A 20977-nucleotide genomic window follows, 5' to 3' on the forward strand; every position below is an offset into this window, starting at 1 on the left:
GCGGTGGATAAGGATTTTGCAGGGGCTGGACTCATTGTCTTACCATTTATTACATACTTGTCTCATATCAGCCCCGGCGCTTTTTGCCGGTGAGATTGGGACCGGGATAGTCGGTAGTCCCATATAATGACTATTTCCGACAATTACCTGCGACTTTTGTCATCATTTTGAAATGAAATAGAAAAGAACAAGTTCCCCATATGTTTGATAAAATAGAATAGATAATGAGTGCATCGTGTAAATCAGATGGAGGGAATGGCCTTGAAGGCAAATAATCAAGTTAAAGATATCATCTATGTTCATAAGAATACCGATCGTCAGTTTGTGGTGTCCCATGGGATCAATTTCAGCGAATTCGCTTCGAATGCCCGGAAACCGCTCAAGAATCTGCTCCTCATCGAGCATCAGTACGAGCACGGCTCTTTCAATATACATACGCATATGGACTATGTGGAGAAGGATGAAATAGAGGAACTGATGAATGACGGGGTTCATGGATATGGAGACTTCTGCTGGATCGATTTCGAAGAAGAAGTCGGCGTCAATGAATTGAACGGTCAGGAAATCGCCGAGCTTCTTTATATGGGCCACATCAAGCAGCCGTTACTCCCTCCTTTTTATTCAAAGCTAAACAACCGTTACGCCTATCTTTCCCATGATGATGGCTGGTTTAATAAGGTCTATTACCGGGACTTCGAGGATTTCTATCATATGCTGGGGGCTGTTGTGTCTTCAAAGCTCAACACAACCAAAGGCGGTAAAGGCCTGTTCGGCATGAAAAAAGAAAAAGCCTATCCTGCCATTGGAAAGGAAGTCATCCACTCGTTTAGGGACAAGTTAAAAGAAGGAATGGTCATTTCGTTAGAAAAAGCGATCGTAAGCAGAGGAAAGATCGAAATTCCGATATGGGTGATCGGGGATTACTACGATATGGACGAGATGGCAGAGGATTATAAACAGGTCAGCAAGTCTCCGGCTAACGGATTATTATCCTATGACCGCAAAATGAAAAGCTGGAGTGCACTGCTCAAATGAGCCGGGATGGTCTGGTGCAACTGGAATTTCACGATACCCTCGTCAAGGCTGTATTCCTCGAACGGCTGAACCGGTTTGTATTGGAATGTGAACTCCCCACAGGTTCAAAGGAAAAGGTCCACCTGCCTGACCCGGGCCGACTAAAGGATATCCTTGTATCAGGGGGGCCAATCTGGATAAAGGAATCCACCGATCCAAAAAGAAAAACAAGATGGTCCGCCGTCATGGCATACGATGCCTCATCCGACATTTACGTCTCCTTGAATACACACTACCCAAACCTGCTCGTAACAGAGGCACTGCAGCAGGAATTGATCGAGGAGCTCAACGAATGGCGGTTCGAACGTGCCGAATACAAGGTGGGCCGCTCACGATTCGACTTCCTGCTCACCCATAAACAAAATGATCAAAAACTCCTACTGGAAGTGAAGAGCGTCACGATGGAAGAGAACGGAATGGGTAAATTTCCTGATGCCGTCACGGCAAGGGGCGCCCGTCATGTAGAAGAATTGACACATTTGCAAATCGAAGGTAAGTATCAAACGGCTGTATTGTTTATTGCCCAGCGCACCGATCTTCACGGCATCACCTCCGCCCCGGAAATCGATCCCCACTTCGCTTCTGTCATGGAAGAAGCGAATAAAAAGGGTGTCCGGTTCTTCGCCAGAAGCTGCACAGTCACACCGGAACGAATAACCTTGAACGGAGCGCTGCCGGTTTATACTGAAAGGGATTGACCTTATTTTGGGGCAATCTCTTTCTTTTTTTCTGGAAATTGGGATTGTAGGAATATTTATAAGGTTCATGCTGATCACTCGGTTGGGGAGAGATGCGTTTATCGGCGAAATATTCATTATAACGGTGAAATCCTGGATTTAACGGCGAAATTTCAAATATAACGGCGATATCAGAAATATAACGGCGAAATCACGATTTTATCGGCGAACGCCACTTTCCCCAACGCATCCCCACTCAGAACCAACAAAAAGCCTCCCCCACCAAAAAAGGATTGACCCCATCAAGGTCAATCCTTCTTAACTATTCCACCACAATCTCAGCCGTGGCTTTGTAGTTCTCTTCTCCTTTGGCTGTTAACCAGACTGTCAAGGTGTATGTCCCGCTTTCAAGTTCAGGAACCGCCACTTTCTGGGAGAATTCCTCTCCTTGAATGATGGTGATTTCCTGGATCGCCTGCGTATACATTTTGTTATCGGAGTCTTTATATACGACCTCGCCCTTTTCATTTTTCAGTTCGAAATCAATGGTTTGCCCGGATGAAAACACAAATGTTTTTTCTCGTTCTGTCTGGTTTTTAACCGTGTATACATATACGTTTGGGCTTTCTTTTGTTAATGAAGGTTCCATTGCTCCTGCAACAATCCCTTTCTGTCCTGAAGTTTCTTCTGCGTCCCCGGTTTGCTGCTGAGGACTGGACTGTTCTTCGGGTTGATCATCGGCTTTCCCGCAGCCTGCCATTCCGGCAATCAGAATGAAGCTTACGAATACCCATCGCAACATGTCCATCCCACCTCCTTTTCTTATTAGACTTATTATAGTGAAAAAGGTTACAAAATCAGTGAATGATGGGCAAAATGACTGATAACCACGGATCTCGATGTGCTGTGACTTTACATATGTAAGGCAGATTACTTTTTTATATTCTGAGGTCCAGTACAATTGAATTATACTAAAGGGAGCGGCGAATACCAATCTCGATCCGCTCAAGAAACAATCATAAACAAGATTAAGATCAATCATATAAAAAAGCAGAGGAGCGAGTTGGATGAAAAAGTGGTTCGCAATCATAAGCGTTATTTCCTTATTTCTGTTGTCCGCCTGCGGGTCAAAAGATGAAGCGGAGAGCGGTGGCATACCTGACGGAGAGTGGGAGGACATTGTTTCTGAAGCGAAGGGGACGAAGGTGAACCTCTTTATGTGGGGAGGCGATGATGGGATCAACCGTTATGTCGATGAGGTGGTTGCCCCGACCCTGAAGGAAAAGAACGATATTGAATTGAATCGTGTTCCTATCGATACGCAAGAAATCCTTCAAAAGCTTCAAACAGAGAAGCGTGCAGGGAAAGAGGAAGGGACGATCGATATCGTCTGGATCAACGGTGAAAATTTTAAGAACGCCAAGGAAAATGACCTGCTGGCAGGTTCGTTTGTCGACAGGCTTCCGAATTTCACGAATTATTACGATACAGAAAGTGAAGCTTTTCAATACGATTTCGGTACAGAAACGGAAGGGTATGAGGCCCCGTGGGGAAAGGTGCAGTTCACTTTCTTCTATAATAGTGACAAAGTGAAGAACCCTCCGACGACTCTCGAGGAGTTGAAGGCATTCGTCAAAGAGAATCCTGGTAAGTTCACGTATCCTCATCCGGGTGACTTCACGGGTAATGCCTTTCTGAGACATCTCCTTTATGCCCAAACCGATTCGAATCTCTCCCAGGCGGAATTCGATGATGAAAAAGCGGCGGAGATCGGAAAGGGAGTCTGGGACGATTTAAATGAACTGAAACCGTATTTGTGGCGTGAGGGAGAGACGTATCCGTCCACGTTGACAGACCTTGATAAGCTATACAGTCAGGAAGAGGTGTGGATGACGATGGGCTACAATGAGGCCCGTGCAGAACACATGATCAAGGACGGCGTGTTTCCGGCCGGGACAAAGTCATTCGTACTGACAGACATCGGATCGATCGGCAACACCCACTTCCTGTCGATCCCTTTTAACAGCCCGAATAAAGAAGGGGCCATGGTCGCAATCAATGAGTTTCTTTCACCGGAAGCACAGTATGAGAAATTGAAGCCGAATTACTGGGGAGAAAGCTCTCCTATTTCTTACGACAAGCTGGATGACGAATGGAAAGGGAAGTTCATGAACATCGACCGGGGTGAGAGCGTACTGGAGGCATCCATACTTGAAGACAATTTCATCGGAGAGCTGGATGCTGCCTATGTGGAATGGTTAAAGGAGAATTGGATCCGTGAAGTGGCTGAAAGTCAATAAAGCACTTCTCCTGTTCCCGGCCCTCCTTTTCTTCTTCCTGATCCCGGGGCTTGGGATCATCCTAGCCGTTCTTGAAAGCGTGGTGGAGGGGGAGTCATTCACCTTCCGTCATTATGTGGAGATTTTTGAACATAGCCGGTTTTCCACTTCTGTCCTGTTCAGCTTCACCGTGACGTCGGTCTCTACGATCCTGGCACTCGTCATCGGCCTTGGGATCGTGAAGGCATTCGCCCCGCTGCTGCAGGATACGAAGCATAAGCTCCTTGTCTGGATCCCGATGCTTGTGCCTCATTTTGTCTGGGCCTATCTCGTTTATCTCCTGTTCAATCAAAGCGGCTTCTTTTCCAATATCGTTGGAGGGGCCGGATGGATCGAAAGCAGGAGTGAGTTTCCGATCCTCGTACAGGACCGGGATGGTATCGGCATTATCCTGACATATGTATGGAAGGAAGTCCCTTTCGTCACCCTGATGCTGCTTCCGGTGTACGGGACGGTGTCGAAAAGGTATAAGGAGGTCGCTTCCTTGTTGGGGGCAGGCCGTTTCAAAGCATTCTGGGCAGCGGAATGGCCGTTTCTTTTTCCTGTCCTGATCGAAACAGGTGCCATTCTGTTTGCGTTCATTTTTACAGCATTCGAAGTGCCTCAATTATTAGGGGTGACGTCTCCGCAGATGCTCGCGATCCTGGCGTACGACTGGTTTTACAGCGGGAGTTGGAGTGACCGCCCGCTTGCATTTGCCGCACTTGTCCTCGTTGGTCTCGGGATCGGGCTTTTCATGTGGTTCATGCTTTATTTCACCAATCAGAAACGGCTTCATATCACAAAGGGGATCCGGAATTAGAGGTGCAGTCATGAGAAAATCACTATTTTACATCATATCCTTATTCTTTTTTGTATTCCCCCTTTTCTTTCTCATTTACAAAAGCTTTTTCGGCGTTTGGGTATGGGGGGCTCCTGCTCCTGCAGCACCGAGTCTCCGGGCGTGGAAGCTTCTGTTGAATGAAGGGGAATTCCTAGGTTCGATCGGTGTTTCGCTATGGATCGCACTGGTTGTACTGGCATTGAATATGCTGATCGGCATCACTGCAGGCAAAGCGTTCTCCTTTTCCTCTTTCAAGGGAAAAACATTGATTGAATCGCTGCTGCTGCTTCCGCTGTTTCTGCCGGTCCTGGTCATCGCGATCGGCCTTCATCTGACCTTCATCAGATACGGCCTGTCAGATCACTGGATCGGTGTCGCCCTCGTCCATCTCGTGCCGACCGTTCCGTACAGCATCAAAATGTTTAAATCGGGTTATGAGCGGATCGGTGCGAAATTGATGGATCAATCCATGGTGCTTGGGGGAAACCCGTGGCAGCGCTTTTACCATATTGAATTGCCCTTGCTGCTTCCCAGCGTTCGAAGCGTATTGTTCCTCACGATTGTGATCAGCCTCAGTCAATATGTGCTGACGGCAATCATCGGCGGGGGAAATGTGGTGACGCTCGCAATGGTTTACTATCCGTTCACCAATACGGCAGATGAAGCGGTGATGGCGGCATTCTCACTCGTATTCGCCCTCATCCCCTTTATGTTATACATCTTGTTGGAAGGGTGTTTGAAACTGATTCTCCCTTATCAACGACTTAGCGGGAGGAAGCAGTCATGAGTTCATATATCGATATTCAAACTGTATCAAAGACGTTTAAAGATGCACATATTTTAACCGACATCACGTTCTCCCTGACAAAAGGCGAGATCCTTTCAGTGGTCGGGGCATCAGGTTCAGGAAAGTCAACCCTGCTCCGTCTCCTGTCCGGATTGGAGTCGGTCACATCAGGCAAGTTGATGATCGAAGGTAAAGACATTTCATCCACCAGGCCGAAGGATCGCCAAATCGGGATGGTCTTTCAGCAACCTTTGCTTTTTCCCCATATGAATGTTTTGGAAAATGTCATGTACGGCTTGGCCATGAAGGAAAAGCGGAAGAAAGAGAATAGGAAGAGAGCGGAGGAATACATCGAAAGAGTCGGTCTTGGCGATGTGATGCATCATTATCCTTCAGAACTGTCAGGCGGCCAGCAGCAAAGGGTTTCCCTGATCAGGTCACTGATCCTGAAGCCGAAACTGCTCCTGTTGGATGAGCCGTTCAGCGCCCTTGATTTGATGAGAAGGAAAGAACTGAGACAATGGATGCGTAAGATGCTGAAGGAGGAAGGAACGACTGTGCTGTTCGTCACCCATGACCGGGATGAGGCCTATGAAATGGGCGACCGGGTCGGCGTGCTGAATGAAGGCCGATTCCTCCAGATCGGCACCCCGGAAGACATCTATTACAAGCCTGGTTCTCCGTTCGTTGCTTCATTTATGAGTGATGGACTCACCCTTCCGGAGGGGCGGTTCATCCATTCATCTCACATCGAGGTTTGTGGGCATGATCAAGCCTTCCGCAAATGGAAGGGAACCGTGCTTCAGAAATTATTTGTGGCAGGAACCGACATGTATGAAGTATGGGTGGAAGAACTGGGTCAGAAATTGAATCTGCCCTTAGATAGGCATACAGACAGCGAAACAATCTGGCTTGGCGCCGATGAACGGCACATCCAAACGTTTCAGCACAAGGAATAGGAGGGAAGAAGAATGAAAAAGAAGGAAATCGGGAAAATTTTACTGGTCATCGCAAGTTTGCTGCTGCTCATGTGGCTCAGCCGGAATTTCTTCCATGTGAAACCGAAGGACATCAGGGATTGGATCGTTTCATTTGGGATCTGGGCGCCGATCGTATTCATCGTCGTCTACACGATCCGACCATTGATCCTCTTTCCGGCTTCCATTCTCTCGTTGGCCGCAGGTCTCGCCTTCGGTACATGGGAAGGCTTCATTTATATCATTCTCGGAGCATTGGGAGGCGCAACGGTTGCCTATTACGCAGCGACCCTCCTCGGGGCGAAACTATTAAAAAAACCGTCTCCCCGAATGGAAAAGATACGTGGGAAGATGGAGGAGAACGGCTTCATCTATGTCCTCCTGCTGAGGCTTCTCCCGTTTCTGAATTTTGATCTCATCAGTTATCTGGCCGGGATGGGAAAAGTCCGTTACATCCCGTTCATCACCGCCACTGCCCTCGGAATTTTACCAGGTACGTTTGGGTATGTCTTTCTTGGGTCAAGCTTGGTAGGAGAAGACCGGACGAAATTATATATAGCGCTCGCACTATTCTTAATCATGATCATCATCCCGTTGATTTTTAAAAAGAGGATGAAAGAGTGGCTGGGATTAGCGGGCAAAGACGATAAGTAAAGGATGGAGAAGACATGTTAGACACACACGCCCGCAAGTGGGTGCAGCCAAGCATAGAAGGGACGGCACGGTATTTCCTGAAAAAAGGCCTGTCAGCCAACCAGGTGACGGTGGCCGCATTTGTGATCGGATCGGCGACCGGTCTGGTTTATTACCTGGGATCTCCGCTCATCGCCGTTCTCCTATTATGGATATCAGGCTTCCTTGACGCGGTGGACGGGACCATGGCCCGCCTGACGAAGCCATCCCCGTTCGGAACGGTCATGGATGTGACATTCGACCGGATCGTCGAAGTCAGCGTCATCCTCGGCGTCGCGTTCCTCCATCCTGACATCACATGGGCACTCCTGTTACTCAGTGTCTCGATCATCATATCCATGACGATCTTCCTGACAGTCGGCGCCGTATCGGAGAAACAGGGAATGAAGTCCTTTTATTATCAGGCGGGACTGGCCGAAAGAACGGAAGGCTTTATCCTATTCAGCATCATGATGCTCTTTCCATCCATCGTTCTCTGGACGACGCTATTGTTTTTTGCAGTGGAATTGTACACCGGTATACAGCGCTTCCTGGAAGCGAAACGATTACTTTCATAAGGAGAGATAAAGATGGACCAATACGATTTGATTGTAATAGGCGGCGGGGCAGGCGGACTGACCGTCGCATCCGGAGCCGCATCACTGGGTGCCAAAGTGGCCCTCATCGAAAAAAGCGGACTGCTCGGCGGTGACTGCCTTCACTTCGGCTGCGTCCCGTCCAAAGCTTTCATTGAAGCGGCAAAGGAAGTGGCGACGATCCGGAATAGCTCCGCTTTCGGATTCGAAACAAAAGGATCGGTGGATATGAAGAAAATCAGGCAGCGGGTCCAAGATGCCGTCCAGCATATCCAGGCCCATGATGACCCGGACCGCTTCCTCCAATTAGGCGTCGACATTTACTTCGGAGCCGCAGAATTCCTCGATCCCCACACCATTCTCGTGGAAAAAGAAGACCGCATTACAGGTAAGAGGATCGTCGTCGCAACGGGATCAAGCCCTCTCATCCCGGACATTGAAGGGCTTCAGGATGTCGGGTACCATACGAACGAAACGATATTCGAAGTTGATGAACTGCCACGGCGCGTCATCTTCATCGGAGGCGGCCCCATCGGTCTTGAGCTTGCCCAAGCGTTTTCCCATCTGGGGGCAGAAGCTGTGGTCATCGAAAAGCACAGTGGCATTCTAAGGAAAGAAGATCAAGAAATCCGCGAACGGGCCACAGACATACTGAAAAAGGACATCAAGTTTATCTTTGAAGCAGACATCAATCGTGTATCTGAACAAAATGGACAGAAAGTGATCCATTATACGCAGGACGGTGCCGAGCAAACCATTGAAGGAGACCTGTTATTCGTAGCCACCGGCCGCAAGCCGGGGACAGCATTATTAAACCTGGAAGCAGCATGCGTCGAAGTGGATGAACGGGGCTTCATCCAGGTCAATGACCAACTGAGGACGAACCACGCTCACATCTTCGCCATCGGAGACGTCAACGGCCGCTACCCCTTCACGCACGCTGCCGGCATGGAAGGCAAACTCGTCGTCCAAAATGCCGTCTTCGGCCTGAAGCGGAACGTATCCTACAACAAACTGCCTTGGACAACCTACACCACACCGGAAATCTTCCACATCGGCCTGACCGAAGAAGAAGCGAAGGAACAGGATCTGTCGTACAAGGTATACAGGAAGACACTCGACGAAGTCGACCGCTTCGTCGCAGACCACCGCACCGACGGCATGGTCAAAATCATCACAGATTCCAAAGGGAAGATCCTCGGCGCCCACGCCATCGGATCAGGAGCCGGCGACTGGATGCAGCCCGTCATCTTCGCCATGGAAAAAGGAAGCAAAATCGGCGCCCTCTCCAACATGGTCTACCCCTACCCCAACCACGCCGCCGCGGTCCAGCAAACAGCAGACCTCTACTGGCGTGAAAAACTGTTCGACGGCGTACTGCCGGTGATCAGTAAGAAGTATGTGGAGTTGTTTAGATAAGGGTTTTTTGGAACGCGACTGGTGGGGCAGTTGCGTTTTTTTTGTGGGGTGGAGTGTTTTAGAGGGGAGGTCGTAAGGAGCTTATAGAAAAAGGGTAATTACGCAATAAAGGTTAAAAGTTGCGCGATAAAGTTTGGTTTTCACGCAATAATCTTTTGAAGTTACGCAATTCCTTTTATGAAAAGTTAATGAGTGTGTGGGATTACAAATATAATGGTGATATTTGGTTGATTTAAGAGCTTAGAAGAGAGAAAGGCCTTGTTTTAATTGGGAAATTTCATATTATGAGGTTATACGCTCCTGATTGGGGCATTACGCTTGCTAATAGTATGCTGGAAGAGGACAGTTCACATTCAAAAGTGTAATTACGCAATAAAGGGTAAAAGTCACGCAATTAACGTCGAAAGTTACGCGATAAAGTCAGGTTTTCACGCAATAACCCTTTAAAGTTACGCAATACCTTTTTTAAAAAGTTAATGAGTGTGTAGGATTACAAATATAATGGTGATATTTGGTTGATTTAAGAGCTTAGAAGAGAGAAAGGCCTTATTTTAATGAAAAAATTTCAAACTATGATGGTGATAAGCGCCTCGCCCAGGAGTTTCGCTTGCTAATAGTATGCTGGAAAAGGACTGTTCACCTCATAAGTGTAATTACGCAATAAAGGTCAAAAGTTACGCAATGAACGTTGAAAGTTGCGCGATAAAGTCTGGTTTTCACGCAATACCCTTTTAAAGTTACGCAATTCTCATTTCGAACAGCCAAACAATGAGTGAAATTACAAATATAATAGTAATTTATAATCGTATCAAAACTTCTGAAGATAAAATTTCCTCCTTTTACGCTGCGTTACTCAATAAAAAGCACCCTCTCTCAAAAATAAAAATCCCCACCTGTAAAATAAAGGATTTTCTGCATCCGTGTCGAATAATGATAGAAAACAAGAAAGGGGTTGGTATATTGATTGATAAGTTAAGGGAATGTCCGCACAGGGTTCAGATGAATGAGGCGTTGATGGGGCGGTTGTCGCCGTTTGATGAGCTGGTGCCGGTTGTAAAGAAGGATTTGGCCAAGCGGCGTGCCGGGTATCGGGGGGAGTTGCAACTGGATTATTATCTTGAGTCTGTTTCTCATGAGAAGGATATTTTGATTTTGCATGATATCCGTTTAGAGATAGATGGGCGGTTTTTTCAGATTGATACGCTATTGTTGACTCCCTATCTCGCGATCATTTTGGAAGTGAAGCATATTTCCGGCATTTATACGTTGGATGGGAAGTTTGATCAGGCGATCCGGAAATGGGATGATGTTGAAGAGGCGTTTGGTCATCCGGTCAGTCAGGTTGAGCGTCAGAAGAAGCAGTTGATCCGTTGGTTTGCCAAGATGAATATCCCCTTCTTACCTGTTGCTACGTTTGTGGTGATGACCAACCGGTCCACGGTGCTGCATACTGCATCTCCTCATGAAAGATACGACAATGTTGTCAGGGTGGAAAATATAGAAGAACGCCTGATCAGTCTCCTCCAATCCCACAGAAAAGAATATCTCCCATTGAAACAATTAAAGAAAGTCTCTAAACTTTTAATGAAAAAACATACCCCGCTTATTGTGTTTCCCAGTGATGTATATGGAATTCAAGTAAAAGACATCATGACCGGTGTCCAATGTCCCGGTTGTCAGCACATGCCTATGATCCGGGCATTTGGTTCATGGACATGCGCCGATTGCCATCAAAAGTCAAAGGATGCCCATCTTTCGGCTTTAAGGGATTATTATCTGTTGGTTTCTCATCAGATTACAAACCGTCAGTTGAGGGATTTCCTGCAATTGACTTCCAGAAATACGGCCCGGTATTTGCTGAACGCCCTGAATCTTCAATCTGCAGGGAGGACAAAAGATACTTCCTACACGCTCACTCCTCATATTTTTTTATAAATCTCACATCAATCCAATTCTTTAATTTCCATGCCCAGCCGCTGACGAGTGAAAAGGATCCGTACGTCAGGAAGCCCTGCTTTTGACCGATCGACATGATTGCCAGGTACCGCTTTTGCGGTTCGAAGGGAATGATGCTTCCGGCAGCGGCTGCCCCGCGCAGGTTTTTCCAGAGGACGGGTCCCTGTCTGACAGCGGTGACCCCGTTTTTCGGAAGGTCGGGGAAATCCTTCAGGGTGGCGCAGTCCCCGGCTCCAAATACGTTCGGATAGTCGACGGATTGAAGGTAGCTGTTGACGAGGAGGAATCCGTGATCATCGGTCGGCAGGATGCTGCTCCCGAACAGGGGAGGTGCTTTCGGTCCGCCCAAGAAGATCACTTCGTCGCATGGAAGGGATTCGCCTTTGTCTGTATGCACATGGGTGCCGTCTACTTTTGTCACACGACCTTCTTGAAGGGTGAGCCCCTTTGAGTGGGCGACCCCATGCATTTTTTTAGAAGAGAAAGGTCCTGCTTTCTCTAATAGGGGGGAGGAGTGGACGACTGTGATGTCATGGTCATCAAATCCGTGGTCGACCTTCCACGCTTTCAGCGAGAGGGCCATTTCCACGCTGGCTGCACCTCCGCCGATAAAAATGGTGTTCCTGCTCCGATGCAGTTTCTCGATTTGGTCAGGGAACCGGTAGTTCGGCTTGATGGGAAGATTGTGATCGTGCAGTCCCTGAATGTCCAGCGAGTCATTTCGTGAACCGATGTCGAAGGAAACGAAATCGTAGGTGAAAATGTCCCCGTTGTCTGTGAGCAGGTGCTGCTGATCAGGATCGATCGAAAGGACGGTGCTTTCCACAAAGTCGCATCCGGATTTTTCGCAAAGTGTATGTAAATCGATCCGGGTTTCTTCCAATGAGTAGATGCCTTCTGTGTAACCGGAGAACATGCCGGAGTAATATTGATGGCGGGACGGGGAAATGAGGATCCATTTCACATTTTCGTCCCTGGATTGTTTCAGTTTTTTCAAGCAGTGCAGGTGGCTGTGTCCGCCACCTACTAAGATGATCGTTTTCATTGCGGATCTCCTTTTAGAGACGCTTTTCTTCCCATTCCTCCCGGATCATCCCCATCCGGATCGAGTCGTAGTAGACGCCGTTGTAGTAGCGGCACTTTCGCATCCGGCCTTCAAGCTGCATCCCGATTTTCTCGGCGGCCTTCATCATCCGTTCGTTTCCTGACCAGGTGGTGATGCCGACGCGGCCGATTTCCTTCGTGGTGAACAGGTGATCGACCCACAGCGTCAATGCTTCCGTCCCGTAGCCGCCGTTCCAGAAGGCGGGGTCATAGATGATGATCCCAGCTTCGAGCCATCTGCTCGGTTCGAAATCCCAATAGTAGCTGACCGTACCGATGATGTTTCCGTCTACTTCGATGATGCGCTGGTGTTCATCATTGCGGCTCTTATTCTGGATGGAGGATGCGATGTATTCCTCCTCCGGGACATGTTTGTGTTCGAAGTAGGGGGCGTCCCATTTCTTCCATTGAGGTGCCGGGTCTCCGTAAATCAGTTGCCAGAGGGTGGAAAGGTCTCTTTCTTCTATTTTTCTTAGTGTTACACGTTGATTGGTTAATTTCAATTCATGCGCACTCCTTTATTTTGTCATTATTTCCATTATACAGAAAATAACAAAGAGGAGGGGGTATTCCGTCGACTCGTTCGTTTGGTAAAAAGAAAGGTCCGTCCCTCGAAATCGAGGGACGGACCTTAGTGGGCTAGCTAGCTTTGATGTTGGATACGGCTGTTTTCTCTTTTTGTGTCAGTTTGTCGACGATGGATGTGATGGCGCCGTCTCCTGTGACGTTACATGCTGTTCCGAAGCTGTCCTGTGCAAGGTACAGGGCGATCATGAGGGAAGTCATGGTCGGTCCGAAGCCAAGCATGGTTTCAAGCAAACCGAGTGCTGCCATCACGGCTCCGCCAGGGACACCTGGTGCTGCGATCATGGTGATGCCGAGCATCAGGATGAACGGGAAGAGCTGTGTGAACTGCAGTGCTTCCCCTTGCAGGACCATGACTGCCATGGCGCAGCTGACAAGGGTGATGGTGCTGCCTGACAGATGGATCGTTGCAAGGAGTGGAACAGAGAAGTCTGCGATCCGTTCTCTTGCGCCGATTTTCTTCGAGCGCTCCAGTGTCACCGGGATTGTGGATGCAGAAGACTGTGTCCCGAGTGCAGTGAAGTAGGCAGGAAGCATGCCCTTCATCATCGCGAGCGGATTTTGTTTTCTCAACGTGCCGGCTGCTGTATATTGCAATACTAAAAAGACAAGATGTAAAAGGATGATCATGACGAATACTTTGGCAAATACAGACATGATGGCACTTACTTGTCCGCCCTGTGTCATATTGGCGAAGATCCCCAGGATATGGACCGGCAGGAGCGGGATGATGATTTTTTCAATGACGAGCTCAATGATATTGCGGAATTCATTCATGCCTTTTTGAAGAGTGTCTCCTTTGATGGCTGCCATACCAAGACCGATGGTGAAAGCGATCAATAGTGCTGACATGACGCCCATGATCGGAGGCATGTCCACCGTGAAGAACCCTTTAAGCAGTGCTTCTTCCGGATTTTCAAAAGACTGTGACGTTTGATTTGATAATAAAGTTGGGTAAATGGATTTGGCCACCGTAAAGGCGAGTAAGCCGGCAAGTACCGTGGAACCATAAGCGAGAGCTGTCGTCAATCCAAGCAGCCTGCCTGCTCCTTTCCCCATGGACCCGATTCCTGGTGCGATGAATCCGATAATGATCAACGGAATCGCAAATCCGAGGAAGTTACCGAATAATCCATTGAACGTTGCGAAGATTTTGACGAACCATTCAGGGGCAAATGCGCCGATAACGATACCTAACGCGATGCCTAAAATGATTTTAGGTAATAAACCAAGCTTTCTCATCTGGGTGTCCTCCTTGAAAGTACAAATGTTTTTAATAGGAGGATTATACACCGTAGACGGGCATATTTTAATAGCTTTTCAAATAGGCGGAATGTTAAGTGTATTCAGAATAATAATCATCCCTTTCTGTCGCAGGACTGGGTTTGGTTTGCATACATATATAATGGGCGTAAGGAAATGCCTTTTGAATCAAGACGAAGGTGGTAATTTTGATTTTCCATATGAATCATTCTTTCCCTTTTTGATGAAAGTGATAAAATAGAAACATCTATTGTTAATATTGGAGGTAACTCATACATGAAAACGAAGTTATGCTTGCTGTACGGCGGTAAATCCGCTGAACATAATGTGTCTTTGCAAACAGCCAAGGCCGTGATCGGTGCCCTGGACTTAAATAAATATGAAATCCACCCTATTTTCATCTCAACGGAAGGCGCCTGGATCAAAGGTCCACAGCTGAATGCCCCGGTTGAAGATGTGAAAGCATTGCAATTCAAAGACGGTGAAGAGATTTCTCCGAATGCGCTAAGCACGTCCATCTCACCTTCAGGATCTGAAGGATATGACATGATCTTCCCGCTGCTTCACGGACCAAACGGTGAAGACGGTACCGTTCAAGGGATGCTTGAACTGTTGAATCTGCCGTATGTCGGAAATGGCGTCCTTGCTTCATCTGCCGGCATGGATAAAGTGATCATGAAGAATCTGTTCGCACAGGCAGGCATTCCGCAGGTGGGGTACACCTGGTTCATCCGCAGCACGTGGAAAGGAAATCCTGAAGCGGCGTATAAGCAAGTGGAAGAGGAAATCGGCTATCCTTGCTTCGTGAAGCCTGCGAACCTTGGATCTTCAGTCGGCATCAGCAAATGTACGTCACGTGAAGAGCTGAAGGCTGCCTTCATTGAAGCGTTCCAGTTCGACCGTAAGATCATCATTGAAGAAGGCGTAAAAGCACGTGAAATCGAGATTGGCGTATTGGGCAACGACCAGCCTGAATGCTCGGTTGCAGGTGAGATCGTCCCTAAAAAGGACTTCTACGATTACAAAGCAAAGTATGAAGACGGCGATACGGCCCTCATCATTCCTGCAGAAGTAGAAGGCAGCGTTTATAATGAAATGAAGAAAATCGCGATTGATTCGTATAAAGCCCTTGATTGTTCAGGACTTGTACGTGCCGACTTCTTCTTGACGGAAGATGGCCGGATCTACATGAATGAAGTGAACACGATGCCTGGCTTCACACCATTCAGCATGTTCCCTCTGCTATGGAAGCATACGGGTGTCGACTACCCGAGCCTAATCGGTAAGCTGGTAGAGCTTGGCATGGAGCGTCATCAAGAGAAACAAACCATCAAACATACAATGTAGGCAACGAGGGACTGACCGGAAGATTCAACGTCTAATGGCAGTCCCTGCTCTATTTTGATAAAAAAAGAAAAAAGGAGTAAAACAATGTTCCAAAAAATGATTAAAGAGATTTGTACGATGCTCGATGTGAAAAATGATCTTTCCAGCTTTGCTGACGTTGTAGTAAAAGGTGTGTCCATCGATACAAGAAAGATTGAAAAAGGCAACCTGTTTGTTCCTTTTAAAGGAGAAAACGTCGACGGTCATCAGTTTGTCCGCAATGCGATTGAAAACGGGGCATCGGCTGCCCTTTGGGATCACAATGTCCCGAACCCTCCGGAGGATATCCCGGTCATCGTGGTGGAGGACCCGCTTCTTGCCCTGCAGTCACTGGCGAATCAGTATCGTCACGAACTTGATCTGAAAGTGGTCGGCATTACCGGAAGCAACGGGAAAACAACGACGAAGGATATTGTGGCGAACCTCCTGTCAGTAAAGTACCGCGTCTATAAAACACAGGGAAATTACAATAACCATATCGGCCTTCCGCTGACGATTCTATCACTGCCGCAAGATTCAGAGGTGGCCGTTTTGGAGATGGGGATGAGCGGTTTCGGCGAAATTGAGCTTCTTTCTGATATTTCGCAGCCAGATGCAGCCATCATCACGAACATCGGAGAATCACATCTTCAGGACCTCGGCTCACGTGAAGGCATCGCAAAGGCGAAGCTTGAAATTGTGAAAGGCTTGAAGCCTGATGGTCTATTCGCCTATTACGGAGACGAGCCTCTTTTGCAGGATGGGGTGAAAGAACTGAACTTGAATCACGTGGAAACGTTCGGACGAGGTGAATCCAATACGATTTATCCAACCCGTATCGAGATGGATAACCAAGGAAGTCATTTCGAAACATCGATGGCAGAAGGAGAGACGTTCTTCCTGCCGGTGCTCGGTCAGCATAATATCCATAACGCCCTTGCAGGGATCCTGATAGCCCGCAAGTTCGGTTTGAGTGTGGAAGAAATGAAAGAAGGCTTGCAAACATTAAAGCTGACGCAAATGCGGATGGAAATGGTGGAAGGGAAGAAGGGGGAAAGCATCATCAATGATGCGTACAACGCGAGCCCCACTTCCATGAAAGCGGCGATCGGACTCGTATCCGAGCTGTCCGGATTTCAGACGAAAGTCCTCGTACTTGGGGATATGCTCGAACTCGGTGAGCAGGAAGAGGCGTTCCACGAAGAAATCGGCCGTCTGATCGATCCGGGAAGCATCCAGCATGTATTCACATTCGGACGCCTCGGCGGATATATCGGTAAGGGTGCACTGCAGAACTTCCCGGAAGACCGGGTGCATTCGTTCACCGATAAAGGCGAATTGATCTCTTCATTATCTTCCTTCATTAAAGGGGATGAACTGGTTTTATTTAAGGCTTCAAGGGGAATGAAATTAGAAGAAGTCATTGAGGGACTGCAGGACGTTTAAACCTTGAATGAAATGCATACAATGAGCTTGAAGACAGATTGGGGAGAATGGCTCGCTCCCTACTTTTTATCACGTAAGTGGGGATAGTATGATCGGTTGTTTATTGATCCACGGATTTACAGGCAGCCCGTATGAGGTGGAGCCACTGGCTGATTTTCTCAGGGAAAGGACCGACTGGCAGATTGCAGTGCCGACACTTCCGGGTCACGGGGAAACCCTCGAGCTGAAAGGCGTCAAGCATATGGAATGGCTCATGCATGCAGAAGAAGAACTGAAGGTTCTCCTGGATACATGTGATGAGGTGTATGTGGTCGGCTTTTCCATGGGAGGATTGATCGCTTCCTATCTTTCCGTGAAGTACGATATCCATAAGCTCGTCCTTTTAAGTGCTGCGGCTTATTATGTAAATGTCAAACAGCTGCTGAAAGATATTGGTAATATGATCAAAGAAGGCGTGCAGGGCGGCCTGATCGAAAATGAACTGTACAACAGGTACAAATGGAAGGTGACAAAAACCCCGATCCTGTCCACATATGAATTCAGAAAAGTGGTCAGATTGACCCGTCCCCTCCTGACAAAGGTGAACATCCCCACATTTATCGCCCAGGGAAAAAATGATGGGATAGTCCCTCCCAAAGCAGCAAAATATATATATGAAACGATCTCTTCTGAGGAAAAGGACTTGTTTTACTCTTCAAAAGCCAAACACTTGATTTGTCACAGTGAAGATAATCACGAACTTTTTGATAAGATCTTCCAATTCCTGCAAAGTGAATAGATTGACTATTTGACATTAGATTGAAATTCATTTCTAGAAGTGGTAACATTACTACAACATAGTTCTTATTTTGTTGGACGTGCTAGCTCTTCTATTTTGAAGAGTGTATTTTTTTGTATCAAACATTACACTAAACATCTCATATAGACAGTTTTAGATTAGATACCGAAGTCTTTCGGTGGGTAAGATTTCGTTCCGACCTAAAAATATAATCAGATATTGATTAGTTATAAAAGATGTAAATTAAAGGAGAATGTAACATTGACTAAGTTTGCAGATTTAAACTTAAGCGCATCTACGTTGAAATCAATCAAACGTATGGGCTTTGAAGAAGCAACACCAATTCAGGCAAGTACGATTCCAGTAGGTTTAGAAGGTAAAGACATCATCGGCCAGGCACAAACTGGAACAGGTAAAACAACAGCATTTGGAATTCCAATGATCGAGAAAATCGATGTGAAAAACCCTAAAGTGCAAGCATTGATCATTGCACCAACCCGCGAACTTGCGATTCAGGTTTCTGAAGAGCTATACCGCATCGGTGCTGACAAGCGTGCCCGCGTCCTATCAGTATATGGAGGTCAGGACATCCAGCGCCAAATCCGCGCGATGAAAAAGAACCCTCATATCATCGTAGGTACACCAGGTCGTCTTCTTGACCACATCAAACGTAAAACACTTAACCTTGAAAACGTTGAGACACTTGTACTTGACGAAGCAGACGAAATGCTGAACATGGGCTTCATCGAAGACATCGAAAGCATCCTTGAGACTGTACCAAGCACAAGACAAACACTTCTATTCTCTGCAACAATGCCGGATCCGATCCGCCGCATTGCAAACCGCTTCATGACAGAGCCGGAAGTCATCAAGGTGAAATCGAAAGAAGTAACGGTTTCTAACATCGAGCAGTACTTCACGAAAGTAAGCGAAAAAGAAAAATTCGATACACTTTCTCGTCTGATCGACGTCCAATCTCCTGAGCTTGCGATCGTATTCGGTCGTACAAAGCGTAGAGTAGACGAATTAGCCCGTGCCCTAAGCATCCGCGGTTACCTTGCAGAAGGAATCCACGGAGATCTTTCTCAAGCTCGTCGTATGACGGTCCTTAAGAAATTCAAAGAAGGCCGCATCGACATCCTGATTGCAACAGACGTTGCTGCACGTGGACTTGATATCTCAGGCGTTACACATGTATACAACTTTGACATTCCTCAAGACCCTGAAAGCTACGTTCACCGTATCGGACGTACAGGTCGTGCAGGTAAGAAAGGTATGTCCATCACTTTTGTTACACCAAGAGAAATGGGTTACCTGAAGATCGTTGAACAAACAACGAAGAAGAAAATGACGGCCCTTAAGCCACCTAGCTTAAACGAAGCATTAGAAGGCCAGCAACGCCTTGCTGTAGAGAAGCTTGTTGAAGCAGCGAAGGAAAGCGATCTTAAAGAGTACTACCCATTAGCTGAAGAGTTACTTGGCGATCACGATCCTGTTCAAGCAGTAGCAGCAGCGATCCGTGTACTGACTAAAGAGCCTGATACAACACCGGTAGACATCACGGAAGAGCGTCCATTACCATCAAGAGGCGGTAATCGTGGCGGCGGCAACCGTGGCGGTGGTTACAAAGGTGGAAACCGCAGCGGCAAAGGCGGCGGTAGCCGAGGTGGATCATCCCGTGGCGCCAACCGCTCAGGCGGAAGTAGCCGTGGCGGAGACCGCAACCGTTCAGGCGGCGGCAGACCACAATCTTCAAGCAAACGCAAATCATATAACAATTCTTGATCTTGATTGAGAATGAAGGACACGATGACCTTTTGGTTGTCGTGTTTTTTTATATGGGGAATGCGTTTTTAAAAGAGGGAAGTTACTTGCGGCCGGCAGTTCGGCCTGTGTTAGTGACTGACGCATAAATGGGGTGGACCGACGCATAAAATAAAAAAGTGACGCATAAATCGAAAAAGTGACGCATAAAACCGAAAAGTGACGCATAAATTCAAATTCCGACGCATAAACAAATTTTTCGATGAATCTCCCCAGGGAAAAGAAGGGATTTTCTCACTCATGCCGAATTCATTTAGCAAAACAGGTTAGGAGAGTGATGATTTGTTCTGTAAAGATCTACAAATTCCCCTCAGTATTGAAAAGAATCAAGCTTTATTATGGAGGCTGCCCCTCCATCATCAAAAGTATCCCGTTGTAGAGAAGGATTTAAAGAAAAAGAAGGCTGGATACAACGGTGAATCGACGGTATATTATCACCTCAGCTTTTTAAAAGATAAGAGATACAAAATTTTTCATAACGTAAGGCTCCCGCTTTTCTCGAAATACTTTCAAATTGATTTCCTCATTCTTACCCCAGCTTATATTTTGTTGATCGAGGTTAAGAACATTTCAGGAATGGTATCGATCGATCCCTTTATCAAACAGTTAACCCGCACGCGTAACGGGGTTGCCGAAGGATTCAATGACCCTGTTTCCCAAGTGCAAAGGCAAAAGCTATTGCTCCAAAAGTGGTTCAGTGTCCAGAAACTGAAGCATCCTCCCATTGAACACCTCGTCGTATTCAGTCACCCTTCCACCATATTGAATTACGCCAAAACACCACCCAAGGATTCTCCTTACAGGAATATCATTCATGCGCAGAACATCATTGATAAGATCAAGGAGGTAAATAACGCCCTGTCAAAAGAGGTTTTATCGGATAGAGAAGTTAATAGGATAAAAAAACTGATATTAAAAAGTCATATGGAAAATGAACTGGATGTTGAATTGACATATGGGATAACGAAAACTGACATCATCACAGGTGTCCGTTGCGAACATTGTGAGCACATCCCGATGACAAGGGTTTATGCTTCCTGGCGTTGCGGTAAGTGTGAGAGGTTTGGTAAATATGCACATCATCAAGCGATACGTGATTATTTTCTCCTGATTAACAAGAATATTACCAACCGTGAGTTAAGGGATTTCCTCCATCTTTCCTCACGCACAACGGCTTATAAAATGTTGAAGGAATTCAAAATGGAGGGTGAAAGGAAAGCAGCCTTTTATTATAATCCTCAAAAATAAATAATCCCCCACCCCCTGCACATACTAACCCCTAAAAAGGAGCC

19 protein-coding genes are annotated in these 20977 nt (G+C 47.0%); 15 read left to right on the forward strand and 4 right to left on the reverse strand.

What is annotated here, in order from left to right:
* Positions 1-255: 255 nt before the first annotated feature.
* On the forward strand, positions 256-1035 hold the full coding sequence (locus KH172YL63_RS01215) for a hypothetical protein (protein ID WP_173104417.1): 780 nt from the start codon (positions 256-258) through the stop codon (positions 1033-1035).
* Between the two features lie 14 nt (positions 1036-1049).
* Complete coding sequence (gene sfsA, locus KH172YL63_RS01220; RefSeq protein ID WP_173104418.1) at positions 1050-1772, forward strand: DNA/RNA nuclease SfsA; 723 nt, start codon at positions 1050-1052, stop codon at positions 1770-1772.
* A 301-nt stretch (positions 1773-2073) separates the two neighbouring features.
* Here the strand turns inward: sfsA and KH172YL63_RS01225 are convergent, their stop codons facing one another.
* Positions 2074-2553, reverse strand: a complete 480-nt coding sequence (locus KH172YL63_RS01225) for a BsuPI-related putative proteinase inhibitor (protein WP_173104419.1) — start codon at positions 2551-2553, stop codon at positions 2074-2076.
* A 265-nt stretch (positions 2554-2818) separates the two neighbouring features.
* Here KH172YL63_RS01225 and KH172YL63_RS01230 point away from each other — a divergent pair, with 265 nt between their 5' ends.
* The 8 genes from KH172YL63_RS01230 to KH172YL63_RS01265 all read left to right on the forward strand — a co-directional run bounded on the left by KH172YL63_RS01230 (position 2819) and on the right by KH172YL63_RS01265 (position 11299).
* Complete coding sequence (locus KH172YL63_RS01230) at positions 2819-4051, forward strand: ABC transporter substrate-binding protein (RefSeq protein WP_173104420.1); 1233 nt, start codon at positions 2819-2821, stop codon at positions 4049-4051.
* The gene (locus KH172YL63_RS01235) at positions 4029-4892 is read left to right on the forward strand and encodes an ABC transporter permease (RefSeq protein WP_173104421.1); all 864 of its coding nucleotides are present in this window, start codon (positions 4029-4031) and stop codon (positions 4890-4892) included. The genes KH172YL63_RS01230 and KH172YL63_RS01235 overlap by 23 nt, the downstream gene beginning before the upstream one ends.
* A gap of 10 nt (positions 4893-4902) precedes the next feature.
* Positions 4903-5700 (forward strand): ABC transporter permease, encoded by a 798-nt coding sequence (locus tag KH172YL63_RS01240; RefSeq protein ID WP_173104422.1) that lies wholly within the window; start codon positions 4903-4905, stop codon positions 5698-5700.
* A complete protein-coding gene (locus KH172YL63_RS01245) occupies positions 5697-6659 on the forward strand; it encodes an ABC transporter ATP-binding protein (RefSeq protein WP_173104423.1) in 963 nt (320 codons plus the stop codon). The genes KH172YL63_RS01240 and KH172YL63_RS01245 overlap by 4 nt, the downstream gene beginning before the upstream one ends.
* 12 nt (positions 6660-6671) lie before the next feature.
* Positions 6672-7331, forward strand: a complete 660-nt coding sequence (locus KH172YL63_RS01250; RefSeq protein ID WP_173104424.1) for a TVP38/TMEM64 family protein — start codon at positions 6672-6674, stop codon at positions 7329-7331.
* 14 nt (positions 7332-7345) lie between these two features.
* Positions 7346-7927 carry a CDP-alcohol phosphatidyltransferase family protein gene (locus KH172YL63_RS01255; RefSeq protein ID WP_173104425.1) on the forward strand — a complete coding sequence of 194 codons (582 nt, stop codon included), beginning with the start codon at positions 7346-7348 and terminating at the stop codon, positions 7925-7927.
* Between the two features lie 12 nt (positions 7928-7939).
* Positions 7940-9364: a dihydrolipoyl dehydrogenase family protein gene (locus KH172YL63_RS01260; RefSeq protein ID WP_173104426.1), complete on the forward strand. Its 1425-nt coding sequence runs from the start codon at positions 7940-7942 to the stop codon at positions 9362-9364.
* A gap of 960 nt (positions 9365-10324) precedes the next feature.
* On the forward strand, positions 10325-11299 hold the full coding sequence (locus KH172YL63_RS01265; RefSeq protein WP_173104427.1) for a nuclease-related domain-containing protein: 975 nt from the start codon (positions 10325-10327) through the stop codon (positions 11297-11299).
* Here the strand turns inward: KH172YL63_RS01265 and KH172YL63_RS01270 are convergent.
* The 3 genes from KH172YL63_RS01270 to KH172YL63_RS01280 all read right to left on the reverse strand — a co-directional run bounded on the left by KH172YL63_RS01270 (position 11277) and on the right by KH172YL63_RS01280 (position 14251).
* Positions 11277-12365: an NAD(P)/FAD-dependent oxidoreductase gene (locus tag KH172YL63_RS01270; protein ID WP_173104428.1), complete on the reverse strand. Its 1089-nt coding sequence runs from the start codon at positions 12363-12365 to the stop codon at positions 11277-11279. The two genes, KH172YL63_RS01265 and KH172YL63_RS01270, sit on opposite strands and share 23 nt — an antisense overlap.
* Before the next feature lie 13 nt (positions 12366-12378).
* Positions 12379-12927: a GNAT family N-acetyltransferase gene (locus KH172YL63_RS01275; RefSeq protein ID WP_173104429.1), complete on the reverse strand. Its 549-nt coding sequence runs from the start codon at positions 12925-12927 to the stop codon at positions 12379-12381.
* Between the two features lie 136 nt (positions 12928-13063).
* The gene (locus KH172YL63_RS01280) at positions 13064-14251 is read right to left on the reverse strand and encodes a dicarboxylate/amino acid:cation symporter (protein WP_173104430.1); all 1188 of its coding nucleotides are present in this window, start codon (positions 14249-14251) and stop codon (positions 13064-13066) included.
* A gap of 297 nt (positions 14252-14548) precedes the next feature.
* On the opposite strand from KH172YL63_RS01280, the gene KH172YL63_RS01285 reads away from it, so the two are divergent.
* The 5 genes from KH172YL63_RS01285 to KH172YL63_RS01305 all read left to right on the forward strand — a co-directional run bounded on the left by KH172YL63_RS01285 (position 14549) and on the right by KH172YL63_RS01305 (position 20933).
* The gene (locus KH172YL63_RS01285) at positions 14549-15619 is read left to right on the forward strand and encodes a D-alanine--D-alanine ligase (protein WP_173104431.1); all 1071 of its coding nucleotides are present in this window, start codon (positions 14549-14551) and stop codon (positions 15617-15619) included.
* Between the two features lie 84 nt (positions 15620-15703).
* Positions 15704-17083, forward strand: a complete 1380-nt coding sequence (locus KH172YL63_RS01290) for a UDP-N-acetylmuramoyl-tripeptide--D-alanyl-D-alanine ligase (protein ID WP_173104432.1) — start codon at positions 15704-15706, stop codon at positions 17081-17083.
* Positions 17084-17171: 88 nt separating this feature from the next.
* The gene (locus KH172YL63_RS01295; protein ID WP_173104433.1) at positions 17172-17861 is read left to right on the forward strand and encodes an alpha/beta hydrolase; all 690 of its coding nucleotides are present in this window, start codon (positions 17172-17174) and stop codon (positions 17859-17861) included.
* 261 nt (positions 17862-18122) lie between these two features.
* Positions 18123-19646: a degradosome RNA helicase CshA gene (locus tag KH172YL63_RS01300; protein ID WP_173104434.1), complete on the forward strand. Its 1524-nt coding sequence runs from the start codon at positions 18123-18125 to the stop codon at positions 19644-19646.
* A gap of 321 nt (positions 19647-19967) precedes the next feature.
* Positions 19968-20933, forward strand: a complete 966-nt coding sequence (locus tag KH172YL63_RS01305) for a nuclease-related domain-containing protein (protein ID WP_173104435.1) — start codon at positions 19968-19970, stop codon at positions 20931-20933.
* Positions 20934-20977 lie beyond the last annotated feature (44 nt).

This window comes from Bacillus sp. KH172YL63 (genome assembly GCF_011398925.1).
Lineage (GTDB): Bacteria > Bacillota > Bacilli > Bacillales > Bacillaceae_B > Rossellomorea.

Excerpts from the sequence above, each read along its gene's own strand:
- KH172YL63_RS01295 (WP_173104433.1), top strand. The coding sequence starts at position 17,172 with ATGATCGGTTGTTTATTGATCCACGGATTTACAGGCAGCCCGTATGAG.
- KH172YL63_RS01245 (WP_173104423.1), top strand. The coding sequence starts at position 5,697 with ATGAGTTCATATATCGATATTCAAACTGTATCAAAGACGTTTAAAGAT.
- KH172YL63_RS01255 (WP_173104425.1), top strand. The coding sequence starts at position 7,346 with ATGTTAGACACACACGCCCGCAAGTGGGTGCAGCCAAGCATAGAAGGG.
- KH172YL63_RS01280 (WP_173104430.1), bottom strand. The coding sequence starts at position 14,251 with ATGAGAAAGCTTGGTTTATTACCTAAAATCATTTTAGGCATCGCGTTA.
- KH172YL63_RS01260 (WP_173104426.1), top strand. The coding sequence starts at position 7,940 with ATGGACCAATACGATTTGATTGTAATAGGCGGCGGGGCAGGCGGACTG.
- KH172YL63_RS01240 (WP_173104422.1), top strand. The coding sequence starts at position 4,903 with ATGAGAAAATCACTATTTTACATCATATCCTTATTCTTTTTTGTATTC.
- KH172YL63_RS01285 (WP_173104431.1), top strand. The coding sequence starts at position 14,549 with ATGAAAACGAAGTTATGCTTGCTGTACGGCGGTAAATCCGCTGAACAT.
- KH172YL63_RS01250 (WP_173104424.1), top strand. The coding sequence starts at position 6,672 with ATGAAAAAGAAGGAAATCGGGAAAATTTTACTGGTCATCGCAAGTTTG.
- KH172YL63_RS01225 (WP_173104419.1), bottom strand. The coding sequence starts at position 2,553 with ATGTTGCGATGGGTATTCGTAAGCTTCATTCTGATTGCCGGAATGGCA.
- KH172YL63_RS01230 (WP_173104420.1), top strand. The coding sequence starts at position 2,819 with ATGAAAAAGTGGTTCGCAATCATAAGCGTTATTTCCTTATTTCTGTTG.
- KH172YL63_RS01215 (WP_173104417.1), top strand. The coding sequence starts at position 256 with ATGGCCTTGAAGGCAAATAATCAAGTTAAAGATATCATCTATGTTCAT.
- KH172YL63_RS01270 (WP_173104428.1), bottom strand. The coding sequence starts at position 12,365 with ATGAAAACGATCATCTTAGTAGGTGGCGGACACAGCCACCTGCACTGC.
- KH172YL63_RS01290 (WP_173104432.1), top strand. The coding sequence starts at position 15,704 with ATGTTCCAAAAAATGATTAAAGAGATTTGTACGATGCTCGATGTGAAA.